This is a genomic window from Bdellovibrio sp., from assembly GCF_047637665.1.
Classification (GTDB): Bacteria; Bdellovibrionota; Bdellovibrionia; order Bdellovibrionales; family Bdellovibrionaceae; genus Bdellovibrio.
Genome location: NZ_JBLJBT010000009.1, coordinates 54,092 through 70,308, shown reverse-complemented (window position 1 = coordinate 70,308; position 16,217 = coordinate 54,092). Strand labels below are relative to the sequence as shown.

Genomic DNA, 16,217 nt, shown 5'->3' with positions numbered 1-16,217 from the left:
CTGGAGGGCGGTCAAATGAATGGGTTCTTTTACGATTGTAAAACGGCGTTAGGACGGTTGTGCCGAGCTATTGAGTTTCGTGTTCTTCTGGCGCTGCTTTTTGTCGTGATCAATGCGTACCCTTTTGTAGCCTATCGTAATTTAGAAAAACCTTGGTTCCTCTATCTTTTTATTTATGGTTCCTGGGTTTTTTTGATTCTTATTCTTTTTTTGTTGTCGTTTTCTGAGGAATCAGAGGGGGAAGACTGATGTTGCCGTCCTCGGTCACTTTGGGTGTTCTTGCTCTTTATCTATTGTCTTTGTTGTTCCTGGGCTACTTTGCCGAAAAAAAGATTCACGGCGGGAAGCATTTTTCAAATAACGGCCTTTTTTACAGTCTTTCTCTTGCCATATATTGCACCTCTTGGACTTATTACGGAAGTATCGGCAATGCCTCTCACAGTGGATTTCTGTTTGTGACGATTCATATTGGTTCTACGATTGGTGCTATTCTGTGGGGACCTGTTTTAAAGAAACTCATACGAATTAAAAATAAGTACCGCATCACCAGTATTATCGACTTTATCTCGGCCCGCTATAATAAGTCCGTCGGTATCGGGATGGTTTTAGCGGTTTTTGTTATTTTTGGATTTATTCCTTACAATGCCTTGCAGATTAGATCCATCATGTCCACGACCCGAATTATGCTGCCGAACTCCATCAGTCATGGCAATGCCCCTCATCTCTTGTTGGAGTGGATCATTCTGGCGGTGATTTCTGTTTTTATTATTGTCTTCGGTTTGCGTCGCCTGGATCCCACGGAACGTCATCCGGGTATGATTTCTGCCCTGGCTATTGAGAGTATTGTAAAATTGGTGGCGGTTCTTGCCGGGGGCTTTTTCGTTGTCTATGGCCTTTCTGGAGGAATCAAAGAGCTGGTAGAGTCTCTGCCTCAGAGTGTAGCAGGACAGCCTTACACTCACGTCGGTTTTACGAACATGCCGGATCTATTTGAATGGTTGAGCTGGTTGTTTTTAGCCAGTGTGGCCGTGATATTTTTGCCGCGACAGTTTCACGTGGCGATTATTGAAAATGGGGACGAGAGGCATGTCAAAACCGCGCAGTGGTTATTCCCTTTATATCTTTTCTTGAGCAATATTTTTATCTTGCCGATTGCGATCTATGGACTCAAATCGGGGGTGCCTCTTGGGCATCGGGACAGTCTTCTTTTAGAAGCGCCTCTTATGCACGGAAACAATCTTCTGGCTCTTTTTATTTATATTGGAGGTTTTTCCGCAGGAATTGGCATGATCACCGTGTCGGTGATCACGATTTCTACCATGGTCACCAATCATCTGTTGTTGCCCTTGGCGGAGTCCTATTCGCAGCTAAGGTCTTTGCGTGGAAATGTTTTAAAGATCAGATGGCTAGCGGCTATTTTGATTGTGGGCTTAGCTTATCTTTATCAAAAATACCTAGAGACTGACACTACTTTGGTTGTGATCGGAATGGTTTCCTTTGTGGCGGCCTTTCAGTTTATTCCGCCGATCATTATGGGTCTTTATTGGTCTAAAGTGAATTCCAAAGGGGCCTTATGTGGTATTTTGGCAGGCTGTATTACCTGGGCCTACACTCTCTTTATCCCTTCTTTTATGAAGAGCAATCTGCTTCCCGGAGAGTGGCTTCGTGAGGGGCCTTTTGGGGTGAGATTCCTTCGTCCAGAAGCATTGTTTGATTTAGAAGGTCTGTCTTCGATATCACACGGTTTTTTATGGAGTTCCGTTTTTAACATCAGTGCTTTGATCATCGGCTCTTTGTTGTTTAAAGCCAGCACCGAAGAAATGATCCACGCTGAAGAGTTTTTGATGCCCGAAGAGCGTAGAAAAGCGGACTTTATTAATCAGGTTCGTGACATTAATATCTTGCCTAAAAAAGATCTTATTTTGAATTTATTAGGTGAGTACTTTAATAAAGCGGAAGCTGAAAATGTTTTAGCTCGTTGTTTGGATAAGGCCCATATCAGCCCCGAGATGTCACAAATTTCCATTGGCGAGTTGGTAGAGCTCAATTCAGAAGTTGAACGATCTCTGGCTGGTGTTATTGGGTCCGCGACGGCTCATCACGCAGTTCGATCGGCTCAGATCTTTAATTCACAAGAAGAAAAAAGATTGTCGAATATCTATGCGCAGATGCTTTCAAGTTTGCAGGTGTCTCCCTCGGAGTTTAAAAAGAAGGTTCATTACCACATTGAGAAAGAAAATCTTTTGCGACGCCAGAAGGAAGAACTGGAAATTCAACTTGAACACCGTATGAAGGAAGTTCAGGAAATGCAGGCTCAGTTGATCCAGTCCAGTAAACTTTCAGCTTTAGGGGAAATGGCCGGGGGAATTGCTCATGAGATCAACTCGCCTCTAACGACAATGCATCTGATGCTGGAGCAAATGAAGTCCATGCTGATGGAAAACCCTCCCGATCTTGAACGGGTGAGATTTTCTATTGAGAGACTGTTAGGGGTCACAGATCGAATTGCCGCCATTATCAAGGGATTGAAACTTTTTTCGAGATCCGACATCAATCTTCCCATGGAAGATAAAGATCTTCGTGAGATTTTGTTAGAGACACTCTCCTTCTGTCAGGAGAAGTTTAAGCACAACTTGATTGAAGTGAAGAACGAGGTTCCCGAGGGACTTGTCTTAAGATGCAGACCCGTGCAGGTTTCTCAGGTGATATTGAATCTGCTCAATAATGCGTATGATGCGATCCAGTCTTTAGAAGAACGATGGATTCATATCGCGGCCTTTAAGAAGGATCAGTATATAGAGCTTCAGATCACCGACAGTGGTCTGGGTATTCCTCAGGATGTGGCTGCGAAAATCATGCAGCCATTTTATTCAACCAAAGACGTCGGCAAGGGAACGGGGTTGGGATTAAGTATCTCCAGCGGAATTATTCGCGATCATGGTGGGGAACTGATCTTGGATGTTGGGGCCAAGAATACACGATTTATCGTGCGGTTTCCCGTATTATCTATATCCGGCACTGTAGGCTAATTGTAAATCCGGAAAAAAGACTCTTTTCCAGACCGGAATCTTATCTACATCCTCAGGTAAGACTAATTTTTTTAGTTCCAAATCACCGACAGGATTTCGACCCACTTGTTCTCGGACTCTTAAGCGGAAAAGATATGGAGTTTCCGTATCTTTGAACTCGTTTGAGAAAATGCCGCGTCGACTATCAAAGGCTTCTTTGGCTGCTTTGCTGTAGTCACTCACGATGCGTTTTTCGAAGGGGTAAATAAAGTACATTACACCCCAGCCCTGGCGAAGCATCTCTTTGTTGATATCCATTCCGTCTTTAAGAAGACGCCCTAAGACTCGCCCGTGTTTGTCAATTTGACTATCGCTTGCCAAGGTGATCGTGCTGCCTTCGGGAAGAAGGCGACGAAGGGAATCCCGGGCTTTGAGGGCAACGTCCCCTTGAGAGTTGCTGTAAAAATCAACTTCGGGCGTGTCGAGACCCATAAGGCGCACTTTATATTTTTTCATATCCAAAGTGCCCACGGCCGTCAGAGTATCTCCGTCATGAACACTGACGATCTTCAGTTCAAGGTTTTGCGCAAAAAGCAGCGACGGGGAAAGGATAAGGAAAAGAAATATAAAACGAAGAGTGTTCATGGACCCAGTGATAAGGGGGGAAGGTCTTGAAATCAAGTCGACCGAAAAGGTTCTACTTTCTTTTGGATGAAATACTGGATTGTCAAAACCTTAGACATGCCGAATGGGAGTCAATGCAGATGGGATTGAAATTGCATAGCGGATCTACGTCTGTGTTCTGATCAGTTGATGCCGGGTTTGGTGTTGTCCTTGGTTTTGAGTGAATGAACTCGACTTCCAATACCATGCTCTTTTAAGCTATTTTGAATTTCTTTGCAGTCCGAGTATCCTGCGCGATATCGCCAAGCAACTTTGGCGGAGGGGGGTGTTCCCGGCTGAGTTGAGATCTGCAAGCTGATTCGACGACGCAAGTTTTTATTAAAGGCCTTTTCAAGTGGGGTGCAGGCTTCAGGAATCATTTTGAAGGTCACCTCAGAAATCTTTCCTAAAGAGTTGTCTTGGGCGCTTTCTACAGCCATAGGACAGGTGATCGATTCGGACTGAGAGTTTATCACCAAATCCGCGCGGTCTAAATCATGAACATTTAAAGTCGCTGTTGATTTTTGTTTTTCCAACCAAGCATCAGAAAGTTGGCAAGAATAGAGTTCTTTTCCTTTCGCAAAAACCCAGCAGGTTTGAAAAGAAATAATAAGAGATATCAAAATCCTTTTCACTTTTTTCCTCCTTGAGGACGACAGTATCTCATCGCATGACTGGAGCAGTGAAGATTGCCCATAGCTACGTGGGCAAAGTGCGTGTCGACATAATCTGTTTTTAACCCCAGGCCGTTGATCGACGTGTCGATATCTTTTTTAAAAGCAGGATTGACGGGCTCGGGAATGAGGTAAGTATTTCCCACGATTTCCCCATTGGTGGGATTGGGAAAGATCGAGTCCCCGCTGGCCATGACATAGGTTGCCGGCGTTTGGGTTCCATCCATCATGCCAGTAAAAAGATCCGGCATGTCGATGGTTTTTGGCGAGCATTGAGGGTATTTCGTTTTTAGTTTTGTTAGAAGGTCAGTTTTAAATTTTTGGATAGAGGCCTCAACGGCGGCGTTGAACTCTTTAATCTCGGGATCCGCTTCCAATACTTTGAGAAGATCCCGATTGGTCATGTTGTAACACTCTTTAGTGTCCTCATTTGAACGTGGCGGCTTTAAAAATCCAGACTGCAACATAAGACGACGGACACGGTTTTTACGAGCTGCCTTTTCTTCGCGCGTTCGTTGTTCGTCTTCTTTAGAGAGGGGGCCTCGCCCCTCCATGTCGTTGTAGTCGTCGAACGTTTTATCTAAGCGGCGAGCTTCTGCGTCCTCGGCCGAGGCGTTGGCTTGACGGAGGATCCAATTAAGTAAAAGGCGCGATATCCCACGACGGGATTTTTCATTTGGAGGAGTGTTCGGTGAGGGATTTTCCCGTTTTTTTAGCTCTAAATGGCGGGAGCAGATCTCAGCATAAGATCCCTCTGACATGCGCGCCGGAATTTCTTCGGCGGGTATATTTGAAAAGTCAAAAGCTCGACCAGCTGGGTTTTTTCTTAACAGATCAAGTCCTTTTTGAGGACTTGCAAAAGCCAATGAGAAATCACATGGCGCCTTCTGTGACGGGTCTTTCAGTGTTTTAAAGAACTCGTCCGTATGTCCGACTTTGAGGAAGCTAGAAGGGGTTTGTACCGCAATATCAGTGTTCTTGCACGTTGTCTTCGCGTAGTCGTCCCATTCATTTCCAGTGAAGTGATCAGACCCAATGAGGCAGAGTCCGTTTACGGCTTCGATATTTCCGCCACTGTGACCCGACTTGTATTCGTCGTTTTTAAGGAGAGGGCCTTCATTGATAGAACAATCTTTTTGTGTTTGAGCGATCATGTCGTAAAAGGCGTCACCGTGTCTTTCATAGCCTTCGACTTCTCTGAGAACTGGTTTTCCAGAATTTGGATCAAAAAAGCTTTCAAAATAGTCTTGTTGCCAGTTCCAGCGGCTTTCCGTTTTCACGACACTAAGGCTTGCCAGCCATCGTTCTGCGACTTTTGAATTGGGCGCTTGCTTTTTGATTTCCGTAACAACTTGATCAAAAGTTTCCGAAGTGACGTGAAGAAAAAACTGAGGAGGTTTGTCCCCTTGGGCTTTAAGAACCTTTGTAACATAAGCCTTCACATATTGAGGGCCACCTTGTAGATCTGAAACCGTGGCTGCCATGATTGGGAAGTTTTCTGAAAGAAGAGTGCTTCCTGTGGTCGGGCATACGGGGACGTCGGGGCTCATCGGATTGTGTTGGTTGCAGGCGTTCGGAGTTTTTGCAAAGGTCAGAGTCAGAAGAAGATATAAAAGTGTCAAAGGCGACTCCCGGATTAGGCGGCTTGCAGTCCTTTAACGAAATCATTGGATAACTTTTCGGCAAGATTCAAAGAGACTTTGTTGTATGCGGATTTTTCAGCAAAGCCCATCAGCATTCCGATGACTTTTTCATTCACCAGAATGGGGGTGATGGTCACGTGGTCAGGAATGCGGCCTTGATTCCAGCCCTCAAAAAACTTTTCGTTGATCTCATTTAAAGAGATATATCCGTGGAAAGGTTTTTGCGTGGACGCCACAATGTTAAAGATACTCGGTGTCCCTAAAGAAACACGCATCGAGGTATCTTTGATTCCTTGAAAACCTTCATCCCAAGCAAAAGCCGTCAGTTGGGTTTCTTGTTCATCCAAAGTCAAAATCATCGATTTTTCGAAATGAGCTTTCATTTCGCTCAATACTTTTTTTACTTTTTCATTCAATAAAGTGGCATTTTTCTTTTTGTATTTATCCAGAGCAAAAAGTCCATTCGCCACGGGGTTGATTGTGGGTTTAGCCACTCCCGCAGGGCGAGGAGTAATGGGCAGTGTTTTATTGCCAAAACTTTCCTCAAAAGGTGGCGGCATCGTCGCTTTAGGCGGTGGTGGAGGTGGAATGTTCTTTTTCTGAGGAACAACGGCGGACTCGTCGAGCGTAAAAGTTTCGGCGACGGGGATTTCTGCCGTTGATTCGGGGGAAATTGTAGATTGCGTGGATTCTGCGACAATCGGAGTCTCGCTGGAAGGCAAGGCTTCAAGACGTGTCACGGTGACGCTATCAAAAATCCCATCAAGTCCTTCATTGGATTTTTCAGAGACCTCATCTAAAGACAGGGTGTCTAAGTCTGAAGATGCTGCCGCGTCGGCACCATCCACTTGAAGATCATCAAATGAAAAACTATCTGAAGGACCTTGCTTATTCACTGTCGCCACAGACAGGTCTATGCCTTCTGGTGCCTCAGCAGCAGCAACAACAGCGGCCGGAGCCACAGTTCTTTCAGGGTGAAGTTTGTTCCAGGTGTCCGTCAGGTTTTCATAGTTTGCCAGCACGATGATGCTTGCAGGGCTCAAAGGAAAATCCTGTGGCGGCTGAAGACATGCTACGATGAGGGATCCGTCCCACTCCGCCACAGGCAGACACTCCGCAGACCACGGATAATGGGTCGCCCACTTCGCGAACATTTCCTGGGACACGGGAGTTTCTGTAAAAAATCGTGACTGAAGCAAAGGGATTTTATAATGGGTCATCGCCCAGTTTAAATACTCGTCAGAGCGGAGGCGCTGTTCCTGAAGGGCATAACCCAAAAGGCTCAAGGGCGAACCACTTTGTTCAAAGGATTCGGTAAGTCCTTGAAGTTGCTCTTTAAAATGTTCAAACCATGTATGATGACTCATCTCTTTGTTTATCGGTCGGAGAAGCGAAAAACTGAACGAAATCTGAGGTCTAGTCTAGCTTTCCCTTCCTGGAGGGGGCTTGGGCCTTGTAGTTTTTCCACTTCTGTTAACGCGCTGGACACCTCAAAAGACCAAATATTCATAAGAGTTTTCAATACTTAAGAAGTATGCTACCTTGCGCGGACTTATGAATCAGAGCAAAATCTTCCACTATTTCGACCACAACGCCACGACACCCGTATGTCGTGAAGTTCTTGAGATTATGCCCGAGTTTGCCCAAGCCTGGGGGAATCCTAGCTCGATTCATTGGGGTGGACGTCAGCCCAAAAATATTTTGCGCGATGCTCGTAAGGCGGTTGCGGAAGCAGTGGGTGCCAGTCCTTTAGAAATTATTTTTACTTCGGGTGGAAGTGAAGCCAATAACACCGTGATCAAAGGGCTTTTTGATTATTATCAAACAGCGCAGTTCTTGACTCCAGAGCAGCGACTGCGCACGCACTATATGTGTTCCTCTGTCGAACATCCCAGCGTGATCAAAACCATGGAACATCTCAAAGCATTGGGTGCTCGTGTGGACTTCATTCCCGTCAATCGCCGTGGGGAAATCGATCTTGAATTCTATGACGCTCATCTTAGTCACGAAACGGCGTTGGTGTCAGTGATGTTGGCAAACAATGAAACAGGCACTTTGTTTCCCATTAAAGAGTTGGCGGAAAAGGCTCATCGAAAAGGGGCTCTCTTTCATACCGATGCGGTTCAGGGTTTTGGAAAGATACCAGTGAATTTGCAGGAACTGGGTGTGGATTTCGCTTCGTTCTCAGGGCATAAGTTCAATTCGCTGAAAGGGTCTGGGTTCTTGTATTCCAAGAAGGGATCGAATTTTAGTTCCTTGATTCACGGAGGTGGTCAAGAGCGCCATCGCCGTGGTGGAACTGAAAACACCTTGGGTATCGGTTGTCTGGGAGTTGTGTCAAAGCGAGTGTCTTTGATTCCTCAGAAGATGCAGGAAATGGCGGCTCTTCGAGATGAAATGGAAAAACAAATTCTGGCTGAAATTCCAGAAGTCCTGGTGACGGCGGCGGAAACCCCTCGTCTTCCCAATACAAGCTCTTTAGTCATTAAAGGTGCTGACGGAGAGACCATGTTGATGTCCTTGGATATCAAGGGTTATGCGGTTTCCACAGGGGCGGCTTGTTCCAGTGGAAGTCCCGAGCCCAGTCCGGTGCTCCTTTCCATGGGGCTCAGTCGTGAGGAAGCACAGAATAGTTTGCGTATTAGTATCGGGTGGGAGACCACCTCAGAAGAAATTCGAGGATTTGTTGAAGCCTTGAAGGTTGTTGTGAATAGATTGAGATCTTTAAAAAACGATGAGGGAGATTCTTGTCATGTCTAAAGGACGTGTCCTTGTTGCTATGAGCGGAGGCGTGGACAGTTCCGCCGCGGCTGCGCTCTTAGTCGAACAGGGTTATGAAGTCATTGGAGCCACGATGCAGGTCTGGGATTACTCCAGCTGTGATATCGAAGAAGGCAATGGCACCTGCTGTTCCAGTATTGATGTCGATGATGCGCGCGCTGTCGCGGATCGTTTGGGTATTCCATTTTATGTTTTAAACTGTGAAGCGAAATTCCGCGCGGCGGTGATTGATCCTTTCTTGAGGGCGTATTTAGAAGGTTCAACACCTCTTCCCTGTGTGAACTGCAACACGTATCTCAAATTTGATCACTTGGTTCGAAAGATGAAAGAGCTTGAGTGTGACTATCTGGCGACCGGTCACTATGCCAAAATCGTCTATGATGAAAACGGCAAGGCCTCCATTCATACTTCGACGGATGATTGGAAAGATCAAACCTATTTCTTATTCACCATTGATCCCGAGTTGGTGCCCAAGCTTTTGTTCCCCGTGGGTGACATGAAGAAACCAGAAGTTCGCGCTTACTCAGAAAGTCGTGGCCTGGTGACAGCTCGAAAAAAGGATTCTCAAGGGATCTGTTTTGTTGGCAATCAAGGTTATCAGAACTTCATCAAGGGACAAGTGGATGCCAGCGTCTTGGCGACAAAAAAAGGTCTTTTAAAGCGCTATCCTCAAGGTGAGGTCATGGCCTCTCATGACGGTATTCATAACTTCACCATCGGCCAAAGCAAAGGGCTTGGTATGGATCATCACGAAAAGCTTTTCGTGATTAAGATTGATGCGAAAGACAACTCAGTCTGGGTGGGCGATGAAAAGTATCTTTACGCAAGCGAAGTGGATGTGGTTGAACCTCGTCTTCTTGGGAAAGTGCAAGACGGCGAGATGATGAATGTGAAGATCCGTTATCAGCACAAAGGTTCTCTGGCTCAAGTTTTCAAAACAGATGCGGGATTTAAGTTGAAGTTTCAAGAACCTCAAAGAGCTGTGACACCAGGGCAGGCCGCCGTATTTTATCGCGATAAAGAACTTGTGGGGGGCGGATGGATCATTCTCTAAAATATCAAGTTCACACGTTCGGCTGTAAGGTGAATACCTACGATGCGGGTTTGATTCAGAAAAATCTCAACGCCAACGGCTTTGCACCTGTGATTTCGGGTGATAAAACAGCACGTATTCACGTTCTGAATACGTGCGCGGTCACGGCGGAGGCGACGAAAGAGGCTTTGCGCTATATCCGTCGCCTCAAAGTGAAAGACCCTTTTTGCACAGTGGTGGTAACTGGTTGTGCGGCTCAGGTCGATACGGGATCATTTTCCTCTTTACCAGGCGCAGATCTGGTTGTTGCGAATTCTCATAAAAGTTCTTTACCTGAACTTTTAACGAAGCATTTCCGTGGCGAGCTCACTGAGAAGGTGTTTAAGTCCAATATCTTTAAGAAAGAAGATCTTGAAGCGGGCGGTGGTATTGAGAAGAGCCACACTCGCACGTTTTTAAAGATTCAAGATGGCTGTAATAGCTTTTGCACCTATTGCATTATTCCCTATGCACGCGGAAAAAGCCGCTCTATTTCGGTGGCTGACCTTGTTCAGCGTATTAATGATTTGTACGCGGAAGGATCCCGGGAAGTCGTTTTGACCGGAGTCCATATCGGTGATTACGAAGATGAAGTCGGCGGCAAGAAATATGTGATGGAAGATCTGATTGAAAATCTTTTGGTTAAAACCAAAATGCCGCGTTTCCGTTTGTCGAGTCTAGAGCCCGTGGAGGTTTCGGAGCGACTTTTGGATTTGTATCAAGATTCTCGCTTATGCCCGCATTTCCATATGAGCATTCAAAGTGCGAATACCGATGTTTTGTTCCATATGAAACGAAAATACACGCAGGACGATGTTCGTAAATCTCTGACGGCCATTGCCAATAAAGTCCCAGGATCTTTCGTCGGCATGGACGTGATTGTGGGTTTCCCAACAGAAACAGAAGACCAGTTTCAAGATACTTATAAAACATTGGAAGAATTGCCTTGGACGAAGATTCACGTTTTCCCTTATAGCGAGCGCAGTGGGACACGCGCGGCGGCGATGGATGTTTCCGTCTATCCTCATATTCGCGCAGAACGAGCAACGCGTCTGCGAGAGTTGAGTCTGGCTCGCTATGAACAAGAAGCTAAAAAGCAAATTGGCACAACCAAGAAAGTTTTGGTTTTGAAAAACGCCGCCAAAGGCGGACAAGGACTAAGTCACGACTATTGGCCCGTAGACATTTTGGGCGCAGAAAGCTTTCTTGAACACTGGGCTGGGCAAGAAGTGGATTTGAAAATCACCGCTTATGATCATTCCAATAAACAGCACATGGAAGGTCATCTGATCGGAGAGGTTCTGACATGAAGGATCTCGAAAGACGGCTGGGATACCAGTTTCAAAGCGCCGCTTTGTTAGAGAGGGCTTTGACCCATAAGAGTTATGCCAATGAACTTAAAAACACCATTGAGCATAACGAAAAACTGGAATTTCTAGGCGATGCTGTTTTGGATTTGGTGGTCGGAGAGTTTCTTTATGAAAAGTTTCCGAATGACACCGAAGGCGGCCTTTCAAAAAAACGAGCGAGCATAGTGAATGAAGAGGTTTTGTCGCAATTGGCTCTGGATATGGGGCTTAATAAATTGATTCAGCTTGGAAGAGGAGAAACCTTGACCGGTGGAGCTCTGAAACCTCGCCTTATTGCGTCCTCGTTTGAGGCCATTGTGGGGGCCTTGTATTTAGACGGTGGCTTTGAAGTGACTAAAACATTTCTGCGCCAGGAGTTTTCTGCTTTAACAGAGAGAGTCTGTGGCACAGAAGATTTTGAAAGAGATTATAAAACGCGTCTTCAGGAACTTGTACAGAAGTCACAGAAAGAGACACCTCGTTATGAGGTTCTTGCCGAAGAAGGGCCTCCCCACGAACGGGAGTTTTTGGTTTGTGTTCGAGTGAAAGAAGAAGTCTGGGCTCAGGGGCGAGGGCGCAGTAAAAAAAATGCCGAACAGGCTGCAGCAAAAAGCGCTCTTGAAATGAAGTATAAGGAGACGAACTAAATGGGATACAAAGCGGGATTTATTGGACTCATCGGGCAACCGAATGCAGGGAAGAGCACATTGATGAACTTCCTGGTTGACGAGAAAGTGTCCATCGTCTCTTCAAAACCTCAGACGACCCGTCGTCGTATTTTGGGTATTTGGAGTACGGATCAAGGGCAGGCTATCTTTGTGGATGCCCCTGGAATTATTAAGGCAGATAAGGGCTTAAATGGATTTCTGGCGCAAGAAGCGGAAGACGTGATTGCAAGTTCTGATGTGTTGATGGCAGTCATTAGCGTTGATGAGGAAAAGCCCGAAGACGCTGAAAAAGTCATCGAGATGGTCTCTAGAAGTGGAAAGCCCTGGGTCGGAGTCATTACGAAAACAGATATCGTTGAAAAGGCTCATCGTCTGATGATTCTTAAACGAATGATCGAAGATAAGGGCGGGAAAGCTTTGTCGATCTCCGTGGCGGCCCTTAAAAAAGACAAGGAAGCCCAAGAAGATCGTGAAGCCATGCTTATTGAGATTCTGGAGCTTCTTCCTGAGTCTCCGGCTCCGTTGTATGATATCGATCTTTTTACAAACGAAAATGTTCGCGAGATGGTGACTGAAATCATCCGTGAAAAGTGTTTTGAATCCCTTCATCATGAAATCCCGTACTCTTTGGCGGTACGTATTTTAAAATTTGATGAAGAGGGGCCACTTCCTAAGATCTACGCAGAGATTATTGTTTCCAAAGAGAATCACAAAGCCATCGTGATCGGAAAAGAAGCCAGCGCGATTAAAAAAATCGGCATGGAATCACGTAAAGAAATTGAAAAACTAATGGATGAAAAGATCTTTTTGGATCTTAAGGTCGCATGTAAACCAGAATGGTTTGAAAACAAAAGAATGATGAAGGAGTTGGGATATGTCACAAAATCTGAGGACTGAGTTTGCGCCCAAAGTGGCGATCATCGGTCGACCCAACGTAGGAAAGTCGACGTTATTTAACATTATCACCGGCAGCCGTAAGGCCGTGGTGAAAGATCAAGCCGGAGTGACTCGTGATATTATCATTGAGCCGGTTGATATTTGGGGAAAACAATTTGATTTGATCGATACAGGGGGAATCACTGAAGCTGGTGATATTTTCTCTAAATTGATTAAAGAGCAAGTGACTGAATTCCTGCATTCTGTAGATTTGATCGTCGCGGTCATGGATGGTCGTATTGGTCTGGTTCCTGAAGACCGTGATATTATCCGTGTGGCCAAGCAGACAGGGAAACCCTTCCTTTTGGTGATCAATAAGGTCGATAAGGTGACTGAGGAAGAAATTGCAAAATCGGACTTCTATGAGTTCGGCGTTGATATTGTTTCGGCCTCTTTTGAACAGCGTCGCGGTCTTTCAGATATTTTAGAGTGGATCACCAAGCAGATTCCCGAAAATCCAGGGACTGTTAAAGAGGGCATGAATATCGCGATCGTGGGGAAACCCAATGTTGGAAAAAGCTCTATTTGCAATGCGATTTTGGGTTCCAACCGCATGATCGTGTCGGAAGTTGCGGGAACGACGATTGACTCCGTCGACTCTCCGTTTATTTACAACGGCAAACGCTACACTTTGGTGGATACAGCGGGCCTTAGAAAGTCAGCACGTCGAGAAGAGGATTTGGAAATCATTTCGGCGTTCAAGTCCCAAGAGGCGATTCGTCGTGCGGATCTGGTTTTGTTGATGGTAGATGGAACGATCGGCCCTACGGATCAGGATGCTCGTATTATGCAAGCAATTCTTGAAGATCATAAGGGCGTGATTCTGGTTGCCAACAAGTCGGATCTGGGAGGACGTGAGATTCCTGAATATCGCAAAACCTTCCGCGAGCAAGTGGAGCGCACGTTCCACTTCTTTGATGACGTTCATGTGGTCTTTACCAGTGCTAAAACGGGTTACGGAATTGATGAGCTTTTTGAGATGATCGAAAAAGTATCTGATCAACTGAACTTCCGTGTCCCAACTTCAGAGCTGAACGACTTCTTCTTTGAGACGATTCGTAAGGCTCCGGCTCCGGTGTGGGGAACGACGAATGTGAAGTTCTACTATCTGACTCAGACTTATCAACGTCCCCCTGCGTTTATTGCCTTTGCAAACCATCCCGATGGAGTGACGAACTCTTACCGTCGTTTCTTGGTGAAAAACATCAAGAACCGTTGGGATTTGCATGGACTTCCGATTCGTATTTTCTGTATGAAATCTCGTCGCGGCGGAGAAAATGGCTAAACGGGGCGCATGGAGAACACGCTTTGGATTTTACTTATTGGCTATCGGCTCTGCCTGTGGTCTGGGGAATCTATGGCGTTTTCCCTATGTGGTTGGTGAAAATGGAGGTGGGGCTTTTATTCTCATCTACGTTTTCATGGCTCTAGCGATTGGGGCTCCGATGTTGATTGCGGAGCTTATGATCGGTAAAAACAGCCGTCGTTCTGTGATTGTGGCGACTCAGCAATTAAGTCAGAAGGCGGGGCGCAGTTTTCGGTGGGCAGGGCGTTTTGCGGTCATTCTTAGCATTGTAGTGCTTTCTTATTATGCTGTGATCAGTGGCTGGGTCTTGCACTTTATGACTCAGTTTTTAATCTCTGTGTTTAGTCCTCCTGAAATTGTTACGGCGAAAACAAATCTTGCTGCCCTGATGTCGAATGGTTGGCTGCAGTTGATGTTAGCCAGTGCTCATTTGCTTATCACTGTCGTGGTGGTTGTAAAGGGTGTTCAAGAAGGACTTGAAAAGTGGATCAGCTATACGATGCCATTGTTCGTGGCTTTGGTGGTGATCCTTGTTGTGAGGTCTTTTTCTTTGCCTTCAACTCCTGAAGTTCTGCGTTTTCTATTTTATCCCGATTTTTCCAAACTGACCTGGTCCTCTTTGAATCACGCTCTGGGGCACGTGTTTTTCACGCTATCAGTGGGGTTTGGAACTTTGGTGACCTTTGGATCTTACATGCGCGAAGAAGATCATCCTCCAACGGCAGGTTTCCGCGTGACCTTGGTGGATACGGCTATTTCGCTTATTGCCGTGGTTATGATTTTCCCGGTGGCCTTTCAAGCGTCGAATGTGCCTTTAACCGATCCCGCTTTGATGTTTGAGGTGTTGCCTCGTTATTTGTTGGGTATTCGGGGTGGGGCTTTGTTTGGTTTGGCTTTCTTTGCGTGTCTTTATATGGCGGCGCTGAATGCCAGCATCGGACTTTTAGAAGTCGTGGTTTCTAATTGGGTGGATGCGCAAAAGAAGATGGATCGGGGTCGTGCGACCTGGTACTCAGGGCTTGTGGCCTTGGTGTTGACGATCATCCCGGCTCTTTCAAGTTCGATTTTTGAAGATGTTCGAGTGTTGGGGAAGTCTTTGATTGAGTCTTTAGACTCTTTGTTGATTAATTGGCTTTTGCCTTTAGTGGCGCTGGGGATTTTGTGGGCTTATAATCGCGGAACGTCCGAAAAGGAGCGCGAACTCAGTTTTATCGATAAAGATAAATTTGTCAGTTACACCATGTATCCACACTGGCGTTTCACGTTACAATGGGTTGCTCCCGGCGTAATTCTGCTGGGGCTTCTATTGCAAGTTGTGGGAGTCTTTCTGGGTTAGAAATTCATTCCTAGAATGAAGAGGAGATTGTAGAAGTCTCCGGTGATGTTCTGGTCCAGCTTCTCGGTGCCATCCACGTAAGACTTATTTTCATCGCTGAAATTCACATAGTGGTAAGTCCCTTGGATTCCAAGGTAAGCTTTTTTACGCATCAGGGGGATCTCAAGACCGGCCCCTAAATCAAAACCCATTGTCGAGTCCCGGCTGAATCCATCAAGGCCTGCGATCGTGTAAGTGCGATAAAATTGCGCTAGGCCTCCTAAAATATAAGGATTTAAATCGGCCAAACCACGGGTTACGTTTTGGGTGTTCATGTAATACTTGAGGTCGAAATTCATCGAAGTGATAGAGACATTTCCCGTGTAGGTCTTAGATTGATTGTTCACGGAAAACTTCACCGCATGATCGCCCGTTTGGAATCCCAAACTCATAGCCAGGCGAAGATCAAAGAAATAAGTTAAGAAAAGTCCAAAAGTAGGCGCGCCTTCATAAGTATTTGCAAAGTTTCCTGTGAATCCGCGCATCCCGCCCGCAAGGCCTACGGTGAAAAAACGCCCGTTACGGAAGAAGTTGATATCCGCCTCTTCGTCGGACTCTTCATCAAATTCGCTGTAGTCGGTGAAGGGATCATAAGCTTCGTCGGGGTCTACTTGCGCTAAAAGATAGGATTTGTGATCAGACTCGGCCTGAGCTTGAGTCGGAGAAAGCAGATTGAGGCCCAATAGAAAAGCCAGAAGAAAAATTCGAAATAGTGGTGCTGCGGTTTTCACAAGTTCCCCCT

The 16,217-nt window shown here is 45.9% G+C and carries 14 protein-coding genes; 9 read left to right on the top strand and 5 right to left on the bottom strand.

From position 1 onward, the window contains the following. The first annotated feature begins 15 nt into the window (after positions 1-15). Together ACM64D_RS01855 and ACM64D_RS01850 are read left to right on the top strand one after the other, a co-directional pair. Positions 16-249 carry a hypothetical protein gene (locus ACM64D_RS01855; RefSeq protein WP_415061482.1) on the top strand — a complete coding sequence of 78 codons (234 nt, stop codon included), beginning with the start codon at positions 16-18 and terminating at the stop codon, positions 247-249. Next, positions 249-3,029, top strand: a complete 2,781-nt coding sequence (locus tag ACM64D_RS01850) for an ATP-binding protein (RefSeq protein WP_415061481.1) — start codon at positions 249-251, stop codon at positions 3,027-3,029. The genes ACM64D_RS01855 and ACM64D_RS01850 overlap by 1 nt, the downstream gene beginning before the upstream one ends. On the opposite strand, the gene ACM64D_RS01845 is transcribed toward ACM64D_RS01850, so the two are convergent. The 4 genes from ACM64D_RS01845 to ACM64D_RS01830 all read right to left on the bottom strand — a co-directional run bounded on the left by ACM64D_RS01845 (position 3,003) and on the right by ACM64D_RS01830 (position 7,355). Then, positions 3,003-3,653, bottom strand: a complete 651-nt coding sequence (locus tag ACM64D_RS01845) for a thermonuclease family protein (protein WP_415061480.1) — start codon at positions 3,651-3,653, stop codon at positions 3,003-3,005. The genes ACM64D_RS01850 and ACM64D_RS01845 overlap by 27 nt on opposite strands. Positions 3,654-3,814: 161 nt before the next feature. Beyond that, complete coding sequence (locus ACM64D_RS01840; RefSeq protein ID WP_415061479.1) at positions 3,815-4,306, bottom strand: hypothetical protein; 492 nt, start codon at positions 4,304-4,306, stop codon at positions 3,815-3,817. Further along, complete coding sequence (locus ACM64D_RS01835; RefSeq protein WP_415061478.1) at positions 4,303-5,967, bottom strand: protein-arginine deiminase family protein; 1,665 nt, start codon at positions 5,965-5,967, stop codon at positions 4,303-4,305. The genes ACM64D_RS01840 and ACM64D_RS01835 overlap by 4 nt, the downstream gene beginning before the upstream one ends. Positions 5,968-5,981: 14 nt before the next feature. Further along, entirely contained in the window at positions 5,982-7,355 is a 1,374-nt protein-coding gene (locus tag ACM64D_RS01830; RefSeq protein WP_415061477.1) for a hypothetical protein, read from the bottom strand. A 187-nt stretch (positions 7,356-7,542) separates the two neighbouring features. Between ACM64D_RS01830 and ACM64D_RS01825 the strand changes: the two genes are divergently transcribed. Genes ACM64D_RS01825 through ACM64D_RS01795 form a run of 7 tightly spaced genes read left to right on the top strand, consistent with a single transcriptional unit; the run spans position 7,543 to position 15,436 of the window. Further along, positions 7,543-8,748, top strand: coding sequence for a cysteine desulfurase family protein (locus ACM64D_RS01825; RefSeq protein WP_415061476.1), 1,206 nt, complete (start codon positions 7,543-7,545; stop codon positions 8,746-8,748). Beyond that, positions 8,741-9,823, top strand: coding sequence for a tRNA 2-thiouridine(34) synthase MnmA (gene mnmA, locus ACM64D_RS01820; protein ID WP_415061475.1), 1,083 nt, complete (start codon positions 8,741-8,743; stop codon positions 9,821-9,823). The genes ACM64D_RS01825 and mnmA overlap by 8 nt, the downstream gene beginning before the upstream one ends. Next, positions 9,808-11,151: a tRNA (N(6)-L-threonylcarbamoyladenosine(37)-C(2))-methylthiotransferase MtaB gene (mtaB, locus tag ACM64D_RS01815; RefSeq protein WP_415061474.1), complete on the top strand. Its 1,344-nt coding sequence runs from the start codon at positions 9,808-9,810 to the stop codon at positions 11,149-11,151. The genes mnmA and mtaB overlap by 16 nt, the downstream gene beginning before the upstream one ends. Further along, positions 11,148-11,837, top strand: coding sequence for a ribonuclease III (rnc, locus tag ACM64D_RS01810; protein ID WP_415061473.1), 690 nt, complete (start codon positions 11,148-11,150; stop codon positions 11,835-11,837). Before mtaB ends, rnc begins: the two co-directional genes overlap by 4 nt. Then, a complete protein-coding gene (era, locus tag ACM64D_RS01805; protein ID WP_415061472.1) occupies positions 11,838-12,755 on the top strand; it encodes a GTPase Era in 918 nt (305 codons plus the stop codon). It abuts the gene before it with no gap. Beyond that, the gene (gene der / locus ACM64D_RS01800) at positions 12,733-14,079 is read left to right on the top strand and encodes a ribosome biogenesis GTPase Der (RefSeq protein ID WP_415061471.1); all 1,347 of its coding nucleotides are present in this window, start codon (positions 12,733-12,735) and stop codon (positions 14,077-14,079) included. Before era ends, der begins: the two co-directional genes overlap by 23 nt. Beyond that, positions 14,072-15,436 (top strand): sodium-dependent transporter, encoded by a 1,365-nt coding sequence (locus tag ACM64D_RS01795; protein ID WP_415061470.1) that lies wholly within the window; start codon positions 14,072-14,074, stop codon positions 15,434-15,436. Before der ends, ACM64D_RS01795 begins: the two co-directional genes overlap by 8 nt. Here the strand turns inward: ACM64D_RS01795 and ACM64D_RS01790 are convergent. Then, positions 15,433-16,206: an outer membrane beta-barrel protein gene (locus ACM64D_RS01790; RefSeq protein WP_415061469.1), complete on the bottom strand. Its 774-nt coding sequence runs from the start codon at positions 16,204-16,206 to the stop codon at positions 15,433-15,435. The two genes, ACM64D_RS01795 and ACM64D_RS01790, sit on opposite strands and share 4 nt — an antisense overlap. Between the last annotated feature and the right edge of the window lie 11 nt (positions 16,207-16,217).